Here is a 19,046-nt window from a genome sequence, read left to right as displayed (position 1 = left end):
CAATACACCCTGTGGTACGACCGCTGTTGTGGCGAGGGGGCTTGTCCCCCGTTGGGCTGCGCAGCAGCCCTAAGTTCGCCACCGGGTTATTGGCCGGGAAAATGCACTGATCTTGCTGGGGGCTGCTTCGCAGCCCAACGGGGGACAAGCCCCCTCGCCACAATGAGGTACCCATGGCCTTCCTGAATATGTTGCGCAAACGCCTGTTCGGCCTGATTTTGGTCGTCGTCGGCGTTTCGCTGATTACTTTCTGCATCTCCCACCTGATCCCGGGTGACCCGGCGCGCCTGATTGCCGGCGACCGGGCCAGCGACGCCATTGTCGAGAACATCCGCCATCAACTCGGCCTCGACCTGCCGCTGTATCAGCAATATGGCCGCTACATGAGCGACCTGCTCCACGGCGACCTCGGCACCTCGATCCGCACCAGCCGCCCGGTGCTGGAAGACCTGAAAGCCTTCTTCCCCGCGACCCTCGAACTGGCAGTGGCCGCCCTGCTGCTCTCGGTGCTGGTGGGCGTGCCGCTGGGCGTGCTGTCAGCGGTGTATCACAACCGCGCCATCGACCAGATCGCCCGAACGCTGGCGGTCACCGGCATTTCCACCCCGGCCTTCTGGCTCGGCCTGGGTTTGATCGTGTTGTTCTACGGCCAACTCGGCTGGCTGCCCGGCAGCGGTCGGCTGGACGAAGGCCTCGAACCTCCGCGCACGATGACCGGTTTCTACCTGATCGACTCGCTGCTGGCCGGCGATATCCCGCTGTTCCTGAATGCGCTGGAGCACCTGATCCTGCCCGCCGTGACCCTGGGTTTCGTCAACCTCGGCGTGGTCGCCCGGCAGATCCGCTCGGCGATGCTCGACCAGTTGGGCGAAGACTACATCCGCACCGCCCGCGCCTATGGTTTGTCGCGCTGGGCCGTCATCCTGCGCCACGCCTTGCCCAACGCGCTGATCCCGTCGATCACCGTACTCGGCCTGACCCTCGGCGACCTGCTCTACGGCGCGGTGCTCACCGAAACCGTGTTCGCCTGGCCGGGCATGGGCGCCTATGTGGTCAAGTCGATCCAGTCCCTGGACTTCCCGGCAGTGATGGGCTTCGCGATCCTGGTGTCGTTTATTTATGTACTGCTCAACATGCTGATCGACCTGCTCTACCGCGTGGTCGACCCGCGCATCGGCGAGGTGAATTGAGATGACCGCTCCCGTGACCATGCCCGTACCGGTGCCCCTGGAGCAGCGCCCCACCTGGCGCGCGCGACTGGAATACCTGGGGTATCAAATACGCCGCAGCCCGCTGACCATTGCCGGCCTGACCATCACCCTGATCGTGCTGATCTGCATGGCGTTCGCCCCCTGGCTGGCCAGCCATGACCCCAACGCCCTGAACCTGGCCCAACGTCTCGCCGAGCCGTCGGCTGAACACTGGTTTGGCACCGATGAAGTCGGCCGCGACCTGTTCAGCCGGGTGCTGTACGGCAGCCGCCAGTCGGTGGGCGTCGGCCTGTTCGTGGCGTTTTCATCCTGCCTGGTGGGTGGCCTGTTGGGCTGCCTGTCGGGGATTATCGGCGGGCGTTTCGACAGCCTGATCATGCGCCTGATGGACATCATGCTGTCGGTGCCGTCCCTGGTGCTGATCATGGCCCTGGCCGCGGCACTGGGCCCAAGCCTGTTCAACGCGATGCTGGCGATCACCGTGGTGCGTATTCCGTTCTACGTGCGCCTCGCCCGCGGCCAGGCCCTGAGCATTCGGCAGATGGGCTACGTCAAGGCGTCCCAGACCTTCGGCGCCGGGCGCTGGCACATCGTGTCGTGGCACGTGGGCCGCAATGCGATGCCACCGTTGCTGGTGCAACTGAGCCTGGACATCGGCAGCGCGATCCTGATGGCCTCGGCCCTGGGCTTCATCGGCCTCGGTGCGCAACAGCCCACCGCCGAATGGGGGGCGATGGTTGCCACCGGGCGCAATTTCATCCTCGACAACTGGTGGTACTCGACCTTTCCGGGGCTGGCGATCCTGATCACCGCGACCGGTTTCAACCTGCTGGGTGACGGTGTTCGTGACCTGCTCGACCCACGGCAACAGGGGAAATGACCATGTCCAGTTCGGCAGTCCTTGCCATCGACAACCTGAGCCTGGAATTTCCGGCTTACCGTAACAATGTGCAGGCGCTCAACGGCGTGTCCTTGCACGTCAACCCCGGCGAAGTCGTCGGCGTGGTGGGTGAGTCCGGCTCCGGCAAATCCGTGACCGCGATGCTCAGCCTGCGCCTGCTGCCGGAGCGCAGTTACCGCATCACCGCCGGCAGCCTGCAGATGCTGGGCCGCGACATGCTGGCTGCCAGCGAGAAAGAGCTGTTGCAGATTCGCGGGCGTGACGCGGCGATGATCTTCCAGGAGCCGATGACCGCGTTGAATCCGACCCGGCGCATCGGCCGGCAGATGCTCGACGTGATCATCCACCACCAGCGCCTGAGCAAGGCCGACGCCCGCGCCAAGGCCATCGCCCTGCTGCGGGACATGCACATCGCCGACCCCGAACAGGTGCTCGACAGCTACCCCTTCGAACTCTCCGGCGGCATGCGCCAGCGGGTGATGATCGCCCTGGCGTTTTCCTGCGACCCGCAGTTGCTGATCGCCGACGAACCCACCACTGCCCTCGACGTCACCGTGCAACGCCAGGTGCTGTTGCTGCTGCGGGAAAAAGCCCGGGAACGCGGCACCGCGATTTTGCTGATCACCCACGACATGGCCGTGGTCTCGCAGTTCTGCGACCGGGTGTACGTGATGTACACCGGCGCCGTGGTGGAAGAAGGCCCCACCGCCCAGGTCATGAGCGACCCGCGCCACCCCTACACCCAGGGCCTGCTCAGCGGTTTGCCGGAACAGGTGAAACCCGGTGACGACCTGCTGACCATCCCCGGCCAGGTGCCCAACCTCGCCGCCCTGCCCTCAGGCTGCACCTTCCGCGAACGCTGCCCACAGGCCATGAGCCAATGCATCGAGCGCCCGCGCCTGGATCTGATCAACCCTGTCGGTACCCGCAAAAGCGCGTGCTGGCTGACTGCCGGGGAGTCGGTGCAATGACAGTGTCCCAGGATTCACTGCTGGCCCTGCGAGATGTACGGGTCAAGTTCCCGGTAAAAACCGACTGGCTGGGCCGCCCGCGCGGTTACGCCCACGCCCTCAATGGCATCGACCTGCAAGTGCGCCGTGGGGAAACCCTGGGCATTGTCGGCGAATCCGGCTGCGGCAAAAGCACCCTCGCCCAACTGCTGATGGGCCTGGTCAAGCCCAGCGACGGCGAAGTCGACTGGGTCTACGAAAGCGCCCGGGAACGTCACCGCCACGTGCAGATTGTGTTCCAGGACCCGCAATCGTCCCTCGACCCGCGCCTGCCCATCTGGAAAATCATCACCGAACCGCTGTTCGCCCTCGGTGACACGCCCAAGAGCGAAATGCGCACCATCGCCGCCAGAGTCGCCGCCCAAGTGGGCATCCGCGCCGAATACCTGGACCGCTACCCGCACCAGTTCTCCGGTGGCCAACGGCAACGCATCGCCATCGCCCGCGCGCTCGCCTCCAACCCGAGCATCCTGGTGCTGGACGAACCCACCTCGGCGCTGGACATCTCGGTGCAGGCGCAAATCCTCAACCTGCTGGCCGAGCTGCAGCGCCGGCTGGGGCTGACCTACATCCTGATCTCTCACAACGTTTCGGTGGTGCGGCACATGGCCGACCGGGTGGCGGTGATGTACCTGGGGCAGATTGTGGAACTGGGGTGTGCCGAGCAGGTACTGGAGCAGCCGAAGCACCCGTATACCCAATTGCTATTGGAGGCGGTGCCCAAGCTTGGGGTGGCGCTGGATGATGCTTACGTCAGCGCGCCGACGGAGCTGCCGGGGAACCGCGTATTGCCGGCCGGGTGTTTCTTTCTCGACCGCTGCCCGAGGCGCACCAAAGGGTGTGAGCGGCCGCAGCGGTTGACGGGGGGCATGAGCCAGCAGGTGCGGTGCCATCTGGAGCACCCGTGATCACCCGTTAACAAAATTTTCATATGGCCAGGGCTATGATCCGCCACCTCGTTGGGGAGTAGCCTGCTTCGGATTCTCGAAGCGTTCGTATCAACATTCTCGGCAACATGCCGTGGTGCGAACACCATTTTGGTTGGTGAGACCAGCGACACATCCATGCCTGAAGTCGGGCGTGTGGTTGTGTCGTTGACTCATATAGCCCGACTGGAAATCTTGCCGTGAACCCCATTTCCCTGATCCTTCTCGCCCTTGCCATGTCCACGGACGCCTTTGCGGCGGCCATCGGCAAAGGCTCCAGCCTGCACAAACCACGCTTGACCGAAGCCCTGCGGGCCGGCCTGATCTTTGGTGTGATTGAAGCCATTACCCCGATTATCGGCTGGGCCATCGGCCAGGCCGCCACCCGCTGGGTGCAAAACTGGGACCACTGGATCGCCTTCACCCTGCTGGTCGGCCTGGGCCTGCACATGATCTACAACGGTTTGAAGGCCGATGATCCAGAGGAAGAGAAACCGAGCCAGCACTCCTTCATGATCCTTGCCGTTACGGCGTTTGCCACCAGCATTGATGCCCTGGCCGTGGGCGTGGGCCTGGCGTTTGTCGACGTGAATATCCTGGTGGCCGCCGCGGCTATCGGTCTGGCGACGATGACCATGGTGACCCTCGGCATGATGCTCGGCCGGGTGCTGGGCACGGTGGTGGGCAAGCGCGCCGAGATGGTCGGCGGCGTGGTGCTGATGCTGGTGGGTGCGACGATTTTGTATGAGCACCTGTCGGCCTGATCAATGCATACAAAAATGTGGGAGCTGGCTTGCCAGCTCCCACACTGGATCTGCTGCAACTTATCGAGCGTGCCTCAGGCCGCGTTTTTTTCTTTCTTCAGGCTGTCGATGTCGATCACGAACCGATACTTCACATCGCCCTTGAGCATCCGCTCATAGGCTTCATTGATGTTCTGGATGTCGATCATTTCGATGTCCGAGACAATCCCGTGCCTGGCGCAGAAATCCAGCATGTCCTGGGTTTCCTGGATGCCACCGATCAACGACCCGGCCAGGCTGCGGCGCTTGAAGATCAGGTTGAATACCGTCGGTGACGGGTGCGGGCTGTCCGGTGCACCCACCAGGGTCATGGTGCCGTCGCGCTTGAGCAGGTTGAGGAACGCATCCAGGTTGTGGGACGCGGCCACGGTGTTGAGGATGAAGTCCAGGGAGTTGGCGACCTTGGCCATTTCATCCGGGTTCTTCGACACCACCACTTCATCGGCGCCCAGGCGCAGGCCGTCTTCGCGCTTGTTCGGCGAGGTGGTGAACAGCACCACGTAGGCGCCCATGGCGTGGGCGATTTTCACCGCCATATGCCCCAGGCCACCCAGGCCGACGACACCGACGCGCTTGCCCGGCCCGACGTTCCAGTGATGCAGCGGCGAATAGGTGGTGATGCCGGCGCACAGCAAGGGCGCGACTGCCGCGAGGTTGCTCTCGTCATGGGAGATGCGCAGGACGAACTTCTCCTTGACCACAATATTGTCGGAGTAGCCGCCGAAGGTGTTTTCGCCGCCAAACGCCGGGCCGTTGTAGGTGCCGGTGAAACCGTTTTCGCAGTATTGCTCCTCGCCCTCGGCGCAAGATTCGCACTGCTGGCAGCTATCGACCATGCAGCCGACACCGGCCAGGTCGCCTACCTTGAATTTGCTCACGTTGGCGCCCACTGCGGTCACCCGGCCAACGATTTCATGGCCCGGCACCGAGGGGTACAGGGTGTTGTTCCATTCGTTGCGTACGGTGTGCAGGTCCGAGTGGCAGACGCCGCAGTAGAGAATGTCCATCTGCACGTCATCGGCCCCGGGGGCGCGACGTTCGAATGTGAAGGGTTTAAGTGAATCCTTGGAGTCACGAGCGGCGTAGCTGTAAGTCTTGGCCATTTCGTTCACCTGTGTGTTCAGACGTTGAAATCAGTGGACCCGCATAGACGCTGAACCGTTCAACCGAGCACGTCCATACAATCCGCCCGACAGACAGGCCCCTAAGCTGGCGACTTTTCGATCACGCTGAAAAGTGCTGGAGAGTGGGCATGTGCAAGAAAGTGACGACGATATCCCTGGCCTTGACGCTGTTGGCCGCACAGATGACGGGCAATGCGTTTGCCGCAACCCCGAATGTGGCCGTGGCGCCGCAATACGACACCAGCCACGTCTATGTCGCCCCGGCCGACGTGGACCGCTTTGCCCAGAGTTTTCTCGCCACCTTCGGCGGAAAAAGCACGCCCCAGGTGGTGGTGAATGTACTGCCAGTGCCCAGCAGTACTACCTCGCAACTGCTGCAGACGCCGGCGGGCACCGTGTCATTGTTCGGCTTCACCACGCCTGTCCCGCATCCATTCGGTCAGGAGCGTAACGGCTACCTGGTCAAGGACATGGACGTTGCCCTGAAGGCCGCCCGGGAAAACGGCGCGGCAGTGATCGTCAGTGATTTTCCCGACCCTATCGGCCGTGATGCGGTGATTCAATGGCCGGGGGGCGTGAATATGCAGCTCTATTGGCACACCAAAACGCCGGACTATGCGGCGTTCCAGACGGTTCCGGAAAACCGGGTATATGTCTCGGGTGATCGCGCCGACACCTTTATCAAGGCGTTCCTCGGATTTTCCCACGGCAAGGTCCTGGCGGATGACAAGCACGCTCCCGCCGTGGATATCGGGCAAGCCAGTGGCAACTACCGCCGTGTCGACATCGAGTCGCCGTTCGGACGCATGGCAGTGCTGGTCACCAACGGCCAACTGCCCTACCCCTTCGGCCATGAAACCACCGGCTACCAGGTGGCCGACCTGACCGTCACCCTGGGCAAAGCCACTGGCTCCGGTGCCAAGGTGCTGGTCCCGGCGTTTGACAGTAAGGGCCGGCGCAGCGCGCTGGTGGAATTCCCGGGCGGTTACGTCGCGGAGATCCACCAGCTCAGCGGGGCAAAATGATCCGCGGCACAGGCTGGGGCCTCGCGGTGCTGTGGCCGCTGCTGGCCGCCGGCGTCCACGCCGACGATCAACCGACGCGCCCGGCGATCAAAGCCAACCGCTGGCAGGAAGACTGGTCGGTGCTCAAAGACCCGGCGCTGCGTACGCAGCCGCTGGATAACCTCAAGTACATCTCGCTGTCCGATGCGAACCCGTTCACTTACCTGTCCCTGGGTGCGACCTTGCGGGAGCGCTTCGAGATGAACGACGCCGGCGGTTTCGGTGTGAAGAACGTGGCCCGCGACCGGTACCTGATCCAGCGGTTCCAGGTGCATGCCGACCTGCACCTGAACGAAAACTGGCGGGTATTCACCCAACTGGAGGACGCGCGGGCCTATGACAAAACCTCAATCGGTGGCGCCGACCAGAACCGTGTCGACCTGCGCCTGGCCTTTGCCGAGTACATCAACACCTTCCGTGCCGGCACGTTCAAGGGACGCATCGGCCGGCAGGACTTTGCCTTCGACTTGCAGCGCTTCATCTCGTCACGGGACGGGCCGAATGTTCGCCAGTCCTTTGATGCGCTGTGGGCCGACTGGGAAACCTCGAACTGGCGTTTTATCGGGATCGCCAGCCACCCGGTGCAATACCAGGATGAGCGGCACTTCGACGATAAATCCAACGCTGACGCGCAGTTTCACATGCTGCGGGTCGAGCGACTGGTGGGTGGCAAGAATGAGCTGTCAGCCTATTACGGGGTGTATGAACGCAGCGACGCCCACTACCTGGACGGCGACGGCGATGAGAAACGCCAGCTGTTCGACGCCCGGCTGGGCGGCGCGGCCCTGGGCTTCGACTGGGACATTGAAGCCATGCTGCAAGGGGGCTCGGTGGGCCACAAGGATATTCGCGCCTGGGGCGGCGGCAGCCGCGTGGGCTATACCTTCGACAACCTGGCCTGGGCACCGCGCCTGGGGCTGCAAATGGATATTGCCTCGGGCGATCGCCACGCCGGGGACGGCACAGTCGGCACGTTCAACCCGCTGTTTCCCAATGGTTACTACTTTTCCCTGGCGGGATATACGGGCTACAGCAACCTGATTCACGTCAAACCGTCGATCACCGTCAAGCCCATCCCCAAGCTGAGCGTGCAGACTGCCGTCGGCCTGCTCTGGCGGCAAACCACCGCGGACGCGGTCTACACTCAGCCAAACCTGCCGGTCGCGGGAACCGCAGGCCAGGGTGAGCGCTGGACCGGCGCCTATGCGCAAGTCCGCACCGACTATGGGTTTACCCCCAACCTCACCGGCGCCGTCGAGGCCGTGCACTACGCGGTCGGCCAGACGCTGCGGGATGCGGGCGGGCATGACAGCAATTACCTGGGGGTCGAACTCAAGTTCAGTTGGTAAACCCAACCAAGCACACCCGTACAAGCTCGCCCCGGGCTTTTCGGCAATAGTCAGCCTTTGTCTTTGATCCCCACCCATGCATGCCGATCAGGCGCGCACTCAAGGAGTTTCCATGAGCACCTTCCTCACCAAAGACGGTACCGAAATCTACTTCAAGGACTGGGGCAGCGGTAAGCCCGTGCTGTTCAGCCACGGCTGGCCGCTGGACGCCGACATGTGGGAATACCAGATGGAATACCTGAGCACCCGCGGCTACCGCACCCTCGCGTTTGACCGCCGCGGGTTTGGCCGGTCGGACCAGCCCTGGACCGGTAACGACTACGACACCTTCGCCGACGATATTGCCGAACTGATCAACCACCTGGACCTGCAAGACGTGACCCTGGTGGGCTTCTCCATGGGCGGTGGCGACGTCGCCCGCTATATTGCACGCCATGGCAGCGCGCGCGTGGCCGGCCTGGTGTTGCTGGGGGCAGTGACGCCACTGTTCGGCCAGAAAGCCGACTACCCGCAAGGCGTTCCCACGGCGGTGTTCGATGGCATCAAGGTCGGCCTGCTGAAGGACCGCGCGCAGTTCATCTCGGACTTCAACACCCCGTTCTATGGCATCAACAAGGGCCAGGAAGTCTCCGACGGCGTGCTGACCCAGACCTTGCAGATCGCCCTGCTCGCCTCGCTCAAGTCCACCGTGGATTGCGTCACCGTGTTCTCGGAAACCGACTTCCGCCCGGACATGGCCAGGATCGACGTGCCGACCCTGGTCATCCACGGCGATGGCGACCAGATCGTACCGTTCGAAACCACCGGCAAGGTGGCTGCCGAGATGATCAAGGGCGCTGAGCTGAAGGTTTACAAGGATGCGCCACACGGCTTCGCGGCCACTCACACCCAGCAGTTGAACGAAGACCTGCTGGCATTCCTGAGCCGCTGAAGCAGCTGGACCCTCCTCTCCTTATTTTGGCCGGGCTTGCCCGGCCTTTTTTTATTCAGCCAACACGCTGGCTGAGCACCAGACGCCCCGGCCCTGCGATCAGGATGCTGGTAAACAGGATCAACAACAGCCAGCCAAACTGCCCCTCAAATAACGACCACTCGGGATGCACCACCAGCAACGCCACCAGCAGTACGGCAAGAATCGGCAAGCACGCCAGGCGCACCAGCACCCCGGCAATAATCAACAGTGGGCAAAATACTTCAGCGAAGATCGCCAGCAACAGTGTCACGCTCGCCCCCACGTGAAAGGGATCCTCGATCACCTTCAACTGTTCGCCATAGTCCAGCAATTTGGGCAGGCCATGGACCCACAGCAGGAACAATCCCCCGCTGACCCGCAAAAACAGCAGCCCGAAATCCCGTGCCCGTTCATCCCGTTGTGATGCGTTCATAAGCGACCTGTGCCCGTGACTTACACCGGCCTTTTCAGGCCGGAACCTGCGCCGATTGTGCGGCCACGGACGCCACGGAAATTGCAGCGATGTGCTGACCTGACACCTTACTCGCCCATGCCGGCAAACCCGGCGACGATCTCGTCGATCACCACCCGCACCCGTGCTGTATGGCGCAAGTCGGCATGGGTCACCAGCCACACATCGTAGGGCAACGGCCGCGTGCGGTCCGGCCACAGACGTACCAGCCCGTCCCGCTCACCGGAAATCAGCGGAATTTCACCGATGCCGAGCCCGGCGGCAATGGACCGGCGCACCAGCAGGCTGGAACTCAAGGCCGCGACAATGCGCCCGCGCCCCAACGGTTCGGAAACCAGGGTCAGGTCTTTTTGACTGTGCAGATGCGGCTGATAGACCACCAGGTCGTGGCCCTCGAACAGGCTGCCCGGTTCCGGCTCGCCGTGGCGGTCGAGATAGCCCTGCGATGCAAACAACCCCACCGGCCAGCGCGCGATGCGCCGGGCGATCAGGTCCGGGTTGTCGGGGCGGGTGTTGCGCACAGCGATGTCGGCTTCGCGTTTGGCCAGGTTAAGGAACTGGGTCGAAGCATCCATCTGCACGCGCACGTCCGGGTGCGCGTCGTGCAGCCGGGCGATGGCCGGGATCAAAAAGTCGATGGCCAGGGAATCGGTGGTGGTCACCCGCACGGTGCCCGTCAGGCGGTCGTCCAGGCCCAGCACCTGACGCTCCAGGTCCAGCGCCGAGCGCTCCATGTTCTCCACCGATTGCAAGGCGGCTTCACCCACGGCCGTCAGCGCATAGCCCTCGGAGGTGCGCAGGAACAACGTCGCGTTCAAGGACTTTTCCAGGGCGTTGACCCGCCGCCCGACCGTGGCCTGATCCACACCCAGCACCCGCGCGGCCCCCCGTAATGTGGACTCGCGGCACACCGCGAGGAACACCCGCGCGTCATCCCAGTTCATGGCTTCCCCCTGTGATGCATTTATGCATCATCGTGACGTGTAATCGCAGCATTATTGCATCACTTTTCAGGGATATGCTGGGCACCACAGAAAGTCCTCAGGATCGCCAACGTGCTGAACCGCCCGGCACTGGGCGCGGTCCCAACCCATACGTTCATTGTTACAGGTGCACTCAAATGACTTTGCCCCACGAAATGACCCTGATCGAAATCACCACCCCCGGCGGCCCCGAGGTTCTGAAGCCTCGCCAGGAACCCATGCCCGTTGCCGGCCCCGGCGAAGTGCTGATCCGCGTACACGCCGCCGGCGTCAATCGCCCGGACGCCCTGCAACGCGCCGGCACCTACCCGATGAAACCCGGCATGAGCCCGATCCCCGGGCTGGAAGTGGCCGGTGTGGTGGTGGCGCTGGGCGAAGGCGTCAGCGAGTACGCATTGGGCGACAAGGTGTGCGCCCTGACCAATGGCGGCGGTTATGCGCAGTACTGCGCAGTGCCCGCCAGCCAGACCTTGCCGATTCCCGCCGGCATGGAGTGGATTCAGGCAGCAGCGATCCCGGAAACCTTCTTCACCGTGTGGGCCAACCTGTTTGGCATCGGCGGCGCGCACAAAGGCCAGCGCGTATTGATCCATGGCGGCACCAGCGGCATCGGCACCACCGCGCTGATGCTCTGCCGCGAGTTGGGTATCGAAGCGTTCGCCACCGCCGGCAGTGCAGAAAAATGCGCTGCCATCCGTGAGCTGGGGGCCGCACCGATCAACTACCGTGAACAGCATTTCGCCGAGGTCATCGCTGACAAAACCGCGGGCAAGGGCGTCGACGTGATCCTCGACATCATGGGTGGCTCCTACCTGAACGACAACATCAGCGCCCTGGCCATGGAAGGTCGACTGGTGATGCTGGGCTTCCTGGGCGGTGCCCGCGCCAAGGATATCGACCTGCTGGCGATCCTCGGCAAACGCGCAATCGTCACCGGCTCGCTGTTGCGCTCCCGCACCCGGGAAGAAAAAGCCGCGATTGCCGCGCAGTTGCGCGAACACGTGTGGCCGGTGTTGTCGGCCGGGCGTTGCCTGCCGATGATCGACAAGGTGTACGCCTACACCGACGCCGCGCAGGCCCATGCGCGGATGGAAGGTGGTGATCATATCGGCAAGATTGTGTTGCGGGTGGATTGAGAAACAGGGAGAAAAACGGTTTATAACCTCACCGGCGGTCCTCAGTCACCAAGCCGTCAACACCGCCCGACGCGTCCGCCTCGCCGGGCGGTGAATCGCCCGGCTGGACGCGTCGCACGCTCGTATGAATCAGCAGTTTGTTCTTCATGAACCAACCTTTGCCCGGCCAGGTAAACAGCAGCCACATGGCAAAAAACTGTAAAAGTGTCTGAAGGCTAAGGATCATGCCGATCAACGGTGAGCGCACGATCTGATCAGGAATACTTGAAAGGGTCGATATGGATCCGGCCACAATCATTATCGTAAAAATGATTCGCGCCCAGTCCCGGCCCTTGTAAACGTTGTAGAGAACAATCAGCGGAAAAATCGATACCAGCAACGCCGCCACAAACGCCATCCCGAGGGTGAGCCCTTGCATCTCCAGGCGGGGCAGGTCCATCAGGATCGATACAATCCCGAGTGCAAAACTAAGCAACATGCACTGAATGGCACGCTTTACTTCAATGGGTCTTTCCATGGTATTTACGTTCCTTGTAAGAGGCAGGTCTCAGTGCCGGCCTTAGGCCATAAAGCTAGTAATTAGCCATCATTCTGTCCAGTTTTCACGGGCACATCACGCAGGTAGGCCTCCACCTGGGCGAACACCCCCTCGGAAAATGCCCGCTGCTTGTTCGCCCAATGCTCCCGTGGCGGCCAGTGTCACACTCCCAAGCCTGGAGGTGGCTTCGAGACTGCGCAACGCGGTCAAGGGTGGGAAAACATTCATGTAAGCGTGGCTAACCTTTCATGATAAAAAAGATAGATATTACGAGGGTAAGTCGCCCGACAAAGTCATCTGGATTTAACACTGCGGTAAATGGAGGCTTCATGAAACTGGTCGGTATGCTGGACTCGCCCTACGTGCGCCGCGTGGCCATTTCCCTGGAACTGTACGGTGTCGCGTTTGAACACCAGGCACTGTCGGTGTTCAGCACCTTCGATGAGTTTTCCAGGCTCAACCCGGTGGTCAAGGCGCCGACGCTGGTGCTCGATGACGGCACGGTGCTGATGGATTCGGGCCTGATCCTCGACTACCTGGAAGCCCTGGCACCGGCCGGCAGCAAGCTGTTGCCCTCACAGGCAGCAGCGCTTGCCAAGGATCTGCAGGTGATCGGCCTGGCGCTGGCCGCGTGCGAAAAACCGTGCAAATCGTTTACGAGCATCACCTGCGACCCGCCGAAAAGCTGCATCAGCCGTGGATCGACCGCGTGACCGGGCAACTGCTGGCGGCTTATTCCCTATTGGAAGCGCGGGTGGCCGAGCGCGACAGCGAGGCGCCACTGAACCAGGCGAGCCTGACGGCGGCGGTCGCCTGGTCGTTCAACCAGCTCAAGATCGCGGACGTGGTCAAGGCCGACGCGTTCCCCACTTGCAGCGCCACGCGGCACTCGCCGAGCAGCATCCGGCGTTTCGCAGGTACCCGATCGAGTAAGCGAATAATTACCCGGCGTACACCGGGTAATCGGTGAAGCCCACTTCCGTGCCGCCATACAGGCCGGCAGCATTCAACGGGTTCAGTGGGCAACCGTTGAGAAGGCGCTGGGGCAAGTCGGGGTTGGCAATGTATGGCCGACCAAACGCAATCAGGTCTGCCAGCCCCGCCTCGACCAGCCGCACGCCGCGCTCTGCGGTGTAGCGGCCGGCGTAGATGATGCGACCGGTGAAGGAGTCGCGCACCGCGCGGCGGAACGACTCGGGCAGCTCCGGGGCGTTGTCCCAGTCGGCCTCGGCAATGGACACGTAGGCAATGCCGGCGGCTTCGAGCACTTTGATCGCCTCGATGTAGGTGTGATGCGGGTCTTCCTCAACCAGCCCGATGTAGACCCGGTCCTGATCGGTGCCGCTGAACAATGGCGCAAAACGCACACCCAGGCGTTCCGGGCCGACCACGTCGGCCACCGCCTCGACGATTTCCCGCAGGAACCGCAGGCGATTGTGCAGCGAGCCGCCGTACTCATCGTCGCGCTGGTTGGAATGCGCCGAGATGAACTGGTTGACCAGGTAGCCGTTGGCCGAATGAATTTCCACGCCATCAAACCCGGCGGCCAATGCATTTCTTGCAGCCTGGGCGTAAAGCCCCACCAGTTCCTTGACCTCAGCGGTCGCCAACGCGCGGGGCTGTGGCGGCTGTACCAACTCGCCGGCGCCCGGCCCGGTTTCAATGAACGCCTTGACTTGCTGTGGCTGGATCGCCGATGGCGCGACCGGGGCTGCGCCGTCGGGTTGCAGGTCCGGATGGGACACGCGGCCCACGTGCCAAAGCTGGGCGAAGATCACCCCGCCTTCGGCATGCACCGCATCGGTCACCGTGCGCCAGCCCTCGATCTGCGCCGGGGTGTAGATGCCCGGGGTCCAGGCATAACCCTGGCCGCGGGGCTCGATCTGCGTGCCCTCGCTGACCATGAAGCCGGCCGTGGCACGCTGGCGGTAATAGACCGCCATCAAGTCTGTGGCGATGTCGCCGGGCTGGGCGCTTCGCTGGCGCGTGAGCGGCGGCAGGACGATACGGTTTTTCAGGGTGTGGTGCCCCAGTTTGATCGGGGTACCTAAAGCGCGGTTACTCATGAGGGGAATTCCAGAGGTAAATGTCAGGCGAGCAGAAGCTGCCGGTTCCCGGTCAGGGGAGCCGCCAGCAACTTGCTTTTTTGGGGGGTTAGCGGGTTACGCGGTGAGCTTCAACAGCGCTTTGGCAACGTCGCTTGAACTGGCAGGATTCTGCCCGGTGACCAGCAGGCCATCTTCAATCACAAAGGACTGCCAGTCGGCACCCTTTTCGTACTTGCCGCCCAGTGCCTTGAAATCATCTTCGATCAGGAATGGCACCACGTCGGTCAGGCCAACCGCCGCCTCTTCGGAGTTGGAGAAGCCAGTGACGCGCCGGCCCTTGACCAATGGCTCGCCGTTGACCGCCTTGACGTGACGCAGTGCGCCCGGGGCGTGGCAGACAAAGCCGATGGGCTTGCCGGCTCGTTCGAAGGCTTCGATCAGGGCGATGGAGGTTTTCGACTCTGCCAGGTCCCACAGCGGGCCGTGGCCGCCTGGGTAGAACACGGTGTCGAAGTCGCCGGCGTTGACCGACTCCAGCTTCACGGTAGTCGCCAGGGCCTGTTGCGCCGCCGGGTCGGTGGCGAAGCGGCGAGTCTGGTCGGTTTGCGAATCCGGCAGGTCACTGACCGGGTCCAGCGGCGGTTGCCCACCGGCCGGCGAGGCCAGGGTCACGTCGGCCCCGGCGTCCTTGAACGCGTAGTACGGTGCAGCAAATTCTTCGAGCCAGAACCCGGTCTTGCGGCCGGTGTTGCCAAGCTGGTCGTGAGAAGTCAAAACCATCAATACTTTCATGTGCCAGTGCCTCGGGGTGATGTGGGTTGGAATGGAGTGAAGCTTAGGAGCCGGGCCAATACCGCACAATGTCATGTCCGCAAGGATTCCGGACATTGCGCCAAGCCGGTTGCCGTTTACCCGGTACACGCCGACAATCTCCGCTCCGCGCCCCCTGGAGAAATGAGATGCACAGCATTGCGCTGATGGTTTACCCGAACTTTCAATCCCTCAGCCTTAGCCTGGGCTCGGTGTTCGAGTGCGCGAATCTGCTGCGGGGCGAGCAGGCGTATGAGTTTCACCTGGTGTCGGAGAATGGCGGCCCGATCATGACGTCCCAGGGCTTCTCGGTGAACAGCACGCCGATCCGCCCCGAGGGCTATGACACATTGATCGTCAGCGGTTACCTGGAGTTCCAACTGCCTGACGCCAGCCTGCCGCAACTGGTCCAGGCGGCCTCGAAGCAGTCGCGGCGGATTGCTTCGCTGTGCATGGGCATCTTCGTACTGGCCGAGGCCGGGTTGCTGGAGGGCAAGCGCGCAACCACCCACTGGCTGCACGCACCGGCTTTTCGCAAGCGTTACCCGCAGATTCGGCTGGAGGAAGACAAGCTGTTTGTGGTCGACGGCCAGATCTGGACCGGCGCCGGGATGAGCGCCGGGGTTGACCTGGCACTGGCCATGGTCGAGAACGACCTGGGCAGCGACCTCGCCCGGCGCATCGCGCGCAAGCTGGTGATTGCCCAGCGGCGCGGCAGCGAGCAGTCGCAACTCTCAGCGCTGCTGGAACTGGACCCCAAATCTGACCGCGTGCAACTGGCCCTGGCCTACGCCCGGGAGAACCTGACCCACGACCTTTCCGTCGAAGCCCTCGCGGCTGTCGCCAGGCTCAGCCCGCGCCAGTTCAGCCGGGTGTTCCGCGAGGAAACCGGGCAAACCCCGGCCAAAGCCATCGAGTCCCTGCGGGTGGAAGCCGCCCGGGCGATGATGGAGACCAGCCGGCATCCGGTGGAAGTGGTCGCCCGCGAGACCGGGTTCGGTGATCGCGAGCGCATGCGCCAGGCATTTCTGCGGGCGTTCGGCCAGCCGCCACAGGCGATGCAGGCGGCGCTGTTCAGTGCAGGGGCTGGCGCAGCATTCAGCTGACGGATTAGTGCAGGGCGGCCCGGGTCACCAGGAAGCTCAGCAGGTTCGGCTCATCATCCAGCTCGATGGCCTGCACCGGGCGTGGCAGGTTCTCCAGCACCGTCCGCCAGAAGGCCTGGCTCACTTCATCCTGGTCATAGAACCGCACCAGCCAATTCGCCTCGCCACTGCTCAACACCTGGGTGGCGATGGCGCGGCCAATGCCCTTGCGGCGGTAGCGTTTCAAGATGAACAGGTCAGCCAGTTCCAGCGCGTCGATTCCCGGTAATTCGCTGCCTTCGATCAGCAGGAAGCCTGCGATAAAGCCGTCGACCAGCAGCAGGTTGGCGCTCCACTGCGGGTCTTCCCAGTAGCGGGCCAGGTGTTCTTCGTGAATGTAGAAGCGGCCGTCCACCTCGACGTCTTCCTGTTCCCAGTCCGAGGACTCGTAGGCGTAGAACTGGTAGAGGTTGGCGATCAGCGCGGCGTGTTCAGGGCCGGTCTCGATCAATTCGACGGTGGTATCGGGGATTGCAGGCATGGGCATCTCGGCAAAAAAACAGGGCGCCATTGTCAACAAAAGCCAGCGGCAATGCCAATACATCGGCCAAGCTTTCTGCTTGCTGAACCGATCGTGATTTTCTCTTGTCAACGACAAAACTATTACAAAGTTAGACTAAACTCCGCAGCACTTCCTCCCCCTTGTTTTCAGGATAAGTACTTTGACAAACGTCTGCACCAGCGGCCTCGATGTCGGCTTTGCGTCCCTGGATTACCTGCAAATCGGCTTCCTGGGCATCATTCAAGGCATCACCGAATTGTTGCCCGTTTCTTCCACCGCCCACATGCGCATCGTGCCCGCCCTGCTCGGCTGGCCGGACCCCGGCTCGGCGTTTTCCGCGGCGATGCAGTTGGCCGCACTGGCTGCGGTGGTCAGTTATTTCTGGAAGGATGTGCGCCAGGTCACGGTCGGCAGCATCAGCGCAGTGCGCCAGGGTGACTACAACAACCAGTGGTTCAAGCTGGCGGTGGCCATTGTATTGGCGACGATTCCGATTGGTATCGCCGGGATTGCCTTGTCGTCGACGCTCAACTCGTGCAACTCGCCGTTGCGCGGGCTGATGGTGATCGGGATTTCCTGCCTGGTGATGGCGGCGCTGTTGGCGGCGGCTGAACTCAGCGCCAGGCATAAGCGCACGGTGGGCAAAATGCGCCTGCGGGATGCACTGATCGTCGGAGTTGCGCAGATTGGCGCATTGATTCCGGGGGTTTCCCGCTCGGGCTCGACCCTGACCGCCGCCCTGTTCCTCAACTTCAAGCGTGAAGAAGCCGCGCGGTTTTCGTTCCTGCTGGGCTTGCCGGCGATCGCCCTGGCGGGCTTGAAGGAGCTGTGGGTGCTGTTCCACGCCGAACTGCCCGCCCACGCCTGGCCGCACCTGATCTTCGGCCTGGTGGTTGCCAGCGTCTCGGCGTTCTTCGCGATCTGGGGCCTGATGAAATTCCTGGAGCGGTTCTCCACCTGGCCGTTCGTGATTTACCGCGCGGTGCTGGGGGTGTTCCTGATTGTCGCGGTGAGCACCGGGTTCCTGTAGGAGCGAGCTTGCTCCTACGGTGCGCGGTCGGCCAGTTCTTCAAGCAAATCGGCTGACGGTATGAAGAACAGGCCGCCGGTGACCGCCGTGCTGAAGTCCAGCAGGCGGTCATAGTTGCCGGCAGGTCGACCGACAAACATGTTCTCCAGCATCAATTCCAAAGGCTCCGGCGACCGCGCGTAGCCAATGAAGTACGTCCCAAACTCCCCAGCACCCGGCCGGCCAAACGGCATGTTGTCCCGCAGGATCTTCACTTCCTCGCCGTCCTTGGTGATGGTGGTCAACGCACTGTGGGAGTTGGTCGGTTTGGCCGCATCGTCGAGTTCGATGTCCGACAGCTTCGTGCGCCCGATCACCCGCTCCTGCGCCTCGACCGACAATGCGTTCCAGGCCTGCATGTTGTGCAGGTACTTCTGCACCAGCACATAGCTGCCGCCGCTGAACGCCGGGTCCTCATCACCGACAATGGTGAAACCCACCGCCTTGCGCCCGACCGGATTCTCGGTACCGTCGACAAAACCGATAATGCTGCGCATGTCGAAGTAGCGGAAACCCTGGACCTCATCCACCACCGTCACCGCATCGCCCAGCGCGGCCATCAACTGCGTGGCCAATTCAAAACACAGGTCCATTTGATCGGCGCGAATGTGCAGCAGGATATCGCCCGGCGTGGCGGGTGCCAGCCGCCCGGCCACGCCCACTTCCTTGAACGGATGCAACGCCGCCGGACGCGGGCTGCCGAACAGCGCATCCCACGCCTTTGAGCCAAAACCTGCGACACACGACAGGTTGCCGGCCGGAACGCGCTTGCCGACCGAACGCACCAGGCCAGCAATATCGCCACACCAGTTGCGTACCGCTTCGGCTGAGTCGCTGCCGGGAGCCAGGGTGGCGACCATGAAAATGGCGCTGCTGGTGATCGGGCTGCAGACGGATTGGGGTTCAAGGTTCTGATCGGTTGGCGTTGTCATTGAGAGGTCCACGGGTGGCGGTCGAGATTTCAACGACGGCAGATTAGCAGACAGAAGACGGACGGTCGCGG

General features: G+C 62.7%; 19 protein-coding genes, 1 pseudogene and 1 riboswitch. Of the genes and pseudogenes, 12 read left to right on the top strand and 8 right to left on the bottom strand.

Translation table 11 applies throughout. The features are described 5' to 3' along the window. Positions 1 to 173: 173 nt before the first annotated feature. The 5 genes from JFV30_RS09350 (at position 174) to mntP (ending at position 4,812) form a co-directional block, all read left to right on the top strand. Complete coding sequence (locus tag JFV30_RS09350) at positions 174 to 1,190, top strand: ABC transporter permease (RefSeq protein ID WP_177051361.1); 1,017 nt, start codon at positions 174 to 176, stop codon at positions 1,188 to 1,190. Between the two features lies 1 nt (position 1,191). Beyond that, the gene (gene ddpC, locus JFV30_RS09345; protein ID WP_201123245.1) at positions 1,192 to 2,091 is read left to right on the top strand and encodes a D,D-dipeptide ABC transporter permease; all 900 of its coding nucleotides are present in this window, start codon (positions 1,192 to 1,194) and stop codon (positions 2,089 to 2,091) included. Beyond that, entirely contained in the window at positions 2,088 to 3,083 is a 996-nt protein-coding gene (locus JFV30_RS09340; RefSeq protein WP_010173499.1) for an ABC transporter ATP-binding protein, read from the top strand. The genes ddpC and JFV30_RS09340 overlap by 4 nt, the downstream gene beginning before the upstream one ends. Next, positions 3,080 to 4,030, top strand: coding sequence for an oligopeptide/dipeptide ABC transporter ATP-binding protein (locus JFV30_RS09335; RefSeq protein WP_010173501.1), 951 nt, complete (start codon positions 3,080 to 3,082; stop codon positions 4,028 to 4,030). The genes JFV30_RS09340 and JFV30_RS09335 overlap by 4 nt, the downstream gene beginning before the upstream one ends. 40 nt (positions 4,031 to 4,070) lie before the next feature. Then, positions 4,071 to 4,243, top strand: a riboswitch (yybP-ykoY riboswitch). Positions 4,244 to 4,248: 5 nt separating this feature from the next. Beyond that, on the top strand, positions 4,249 to 4,812 hold the full coding sequence (gene mntP, locus JFV30_RS09330; RefSeq protein ID WP_201123243.1) for a manganese efflux pump MntP: 564 nt from the start codon (positions 4,249 to 4,251) through the stop codon (positions 4,810 to 4,812). A 74-nt stretch (positions 4,813 to 4,886) separates the two neighbouring features. Here mntP and JFV30_RS09325 read toward each other — a convergent pair whose 3' ends face one another. After that, positions 4,887 to 5,954: an NAD(P)-dependent alcohol dehydrogenase gene (locus JFV30_RS09325; protein WP_201123241.1), complete on the bottom strand. Its 1,068-nt coding sequence runs from the start codon at positions 5,952 to 5,954 to the stop codon at positions 4,887 to 4,889. Positions 5,955 to 6,103: 149 nt separating this feature from the next. Here JFV30_RS09325 and JFV30_RS09320 point away from each other — a divergent pair, with 149 nt between their 5' ends. From JFV30_RS09320 to JFV30_RS09310, 3 genes are all read left to right on the top strand, one after another. Then, complete coding sequence (locus tag JFV30_RS09320) at positions 6,104 to 7,000, top strand: glyoxalase (RefSeq protein WP_201123239.1); 897 nt, start codon at positions 6,104 to 6,106, stop codon at positions 6,998 to 7,000. Next, positions 6,997 to 8,388 carry an alginate export family protein gene (locus JFV30_RS09315; RefSeq protein ID WP_201123237.1) on the top strand — a complete coding sequence of 464 codons (1,392 nt, stop codon included), beginning with the start codon at positions 6,997 to 6,999 and terminating at the stop codon, positions 8,386 to 8,388. Before JFV30_RS09320 ends, JFV30_RS09315 begins: the two co-directional genes overlap by 4 nt. Positions 8,389 to 8,500: 112 nt before the next feature. Then, positions 8,501 to 9,319, top strand: a complete 819-nt coding sequence (locus JFV30_RS09310; protein ID WP_201123234.1) for an alpha/beta fold hydrolase — start codon at positions 8,501 to 8,503, stop codon at positions 9,317 to 9,319. A 55-nt stretch (positions 9,320 to 9,374) separates the two neighbouring features. Here the strand turns inward: JFV30_RS09310 and JFV30_RS09305 are convergent, their stop codons facing one another. Both JFV30_RS09305 and JFV30_RS09300 read right to left on the bottom strand, forming a co-directional pair. Next, positions 9,375 to 9,773, bottom strand: a complete 399-nt coding sequence (locus JFV30_RS09305; protein ID WP_201123232.1) for a DoxX family protein — start codon at positions 9,771 to 9,773, stop codon at positions 9,375 to 9,377. A gap of 107 nt (positions 9,774 to 9,880) precedes the next feature. Beyond that, positions 9,881 to 10,756: a LysR family transcriptional regulator gene (locus JFV30_RS09300; RefSeq protein WP_201123230.1), complete on the bottom strand. Its 876-nt coding sequence runs from the start codon at positions 10,754 to 10,756 to the stop codon at positions 9,881 to 9,883. A gap of 176 nt (positions 10,757 to 10,932) precedes the next feature. Between JFV30_RS09300 and JFV30_RS09295 the strand changes: the two genes are divergently transcribed. Next, complete coding sequence (locus JFV30_RS09295) at positions 10,933 to 11,931, top strand: NAD(P)H-quinone oxidoreductase (RefSeq protein WP_201123228.1); 999 nt, start codon at positions 10,933 to 10,935, stop codon at positions 11,929 to 11,931. Between the two features lie 28 nt (positions 11,932 to 11,959). Here JFV30_RS09295 and JFV30_RS09290 read toward each other — a convergent pair whose 3' ends face one another. Next, entirely contained in the window at positions 11,960 to 12,448 is a 489-nt protein-coding gene (locus JFV30_RS09290; RefSeq protein WP_201123226.1) for a hypothetical protein, read from the bottom strand. 350 nt (positions 12,449 to 12,798) lie between these two features. Between JFV30_RS09290 and JFV30_RS09285 the strand changes: the two are divergent. Further along, positions 12,799 to 13,402: pseudogene (locus tag JFV30_RS09285) on the top strand (glutathione S-transferase). Positions 13,403 to 13,410: 8 nt separating this feature from the next. Here the strand turns inward: JFV30_RS09285 and JFV30_RS09280 are convergent. Both JFV30_RS09280 and JFV30_RS09275 read right to left on the bottom strand, forming a co-directional pair. Continuing rightward, a complete protein-coding gene (locus JFV30_RS09280; protein WP_201123224.1) occupies positions 13,411 to 14,535 on the bottom strand; it encodes an alkene reductase in 1,125 nt (374 codons plus the stop codon). 96 nt (positions 14,536 to 14,631) lie between these two features. Then, the gene (locus JFV30_RS09275; protein ID WP_169387990.1) at positions 14,632 to 15,309 is read right to left on the bottom strand and encodes a type 1 glutamine amidotransferase domain-containing protein; all 678 of its coding nucleotides are present in this window, start codon (positions 15,307 to 15,309) and stop codon (positions 14,632 to 14,634) included. Positions 15,310 to 15,476: 167 nt separating this feature from the next. On the opposite strand from JFV30_RS09275, the gene JFV30_RS09270 reads away from it, so the two are divergent. Then, a complete protein-coding gene (locus JFV30_RS09270) occupies positions 15,477 to 16,433 on the top strand; it encodes a GlxA family transcriptional regulator (RefSeq protein WP_201123222.1) in 957 nt (318 codons plus the stop codon). Between the two features lie 4 nt (positions 16,434 to 16,437). Here JFV30_RS09270 and JFV30_RS09265 read toward each other — a convergent pair whose 3' ends face one another. Beyond that, on the bottom strand, positions 16,438 to 16,944 hold the full coding sequence (locus JFV30_RS09265; protein WP_201126155.1) for a GNAT family N-acetyltransferase: 507 nt from the start codon (positions 16,942 to 16,944) through the stop codon (positions 16,438 to 16,440). A gap of 190 nt (positions 16,945 to 17,134) precedes the next feature. Between JFV30_RS09265 and JFV30_RS09260 the strand changes: the two genes are divergently transcribed. Then, positions 17,135 to 18,004 (top strand): undecaprenyl-diphosphate phosphatase, encoded by an 870-nt coding sequence (locus JFV30_RS09260; protein WP_201123219.1) that lies wholly within the window; start codon positions 17,135 to 17,137, stop codon positions 18,002 to 18,004. A gap of 14 nt (positions 18,005 to 18,018) precedes the next feature. On the opposite strand, the gene JFV30_RS09255 is transcribed toward JFV30_RS09260, so the two are convergent. After that, a complete protein-coding gene (locus JFV30_RS09255; protein WP_201123217.1) occupies positions 18,019 to 18,975 on the bottom strand; it encodes a Dyp-type peroxidase in 957 nt (318 codons plus the stop codon). Between the last annotated feature and the right edge of the window lie 71 nt (positions 18,976 to 19,046).

It is taken from the genome of Pseudomonas sp. TH32, from assembly GCF_016650855.1.
GTDB lineage: Bacteria > Pseudomonadota > Gammaproteobacteria > Pseudomonadales > Pseudomonadaceae > Aquipseudomonas.
The sequence above is the reverse complement of the archived record's forward strand: the minus strand, read 5'-3'. Positions and strand labels throughout refer to the sequence as shown.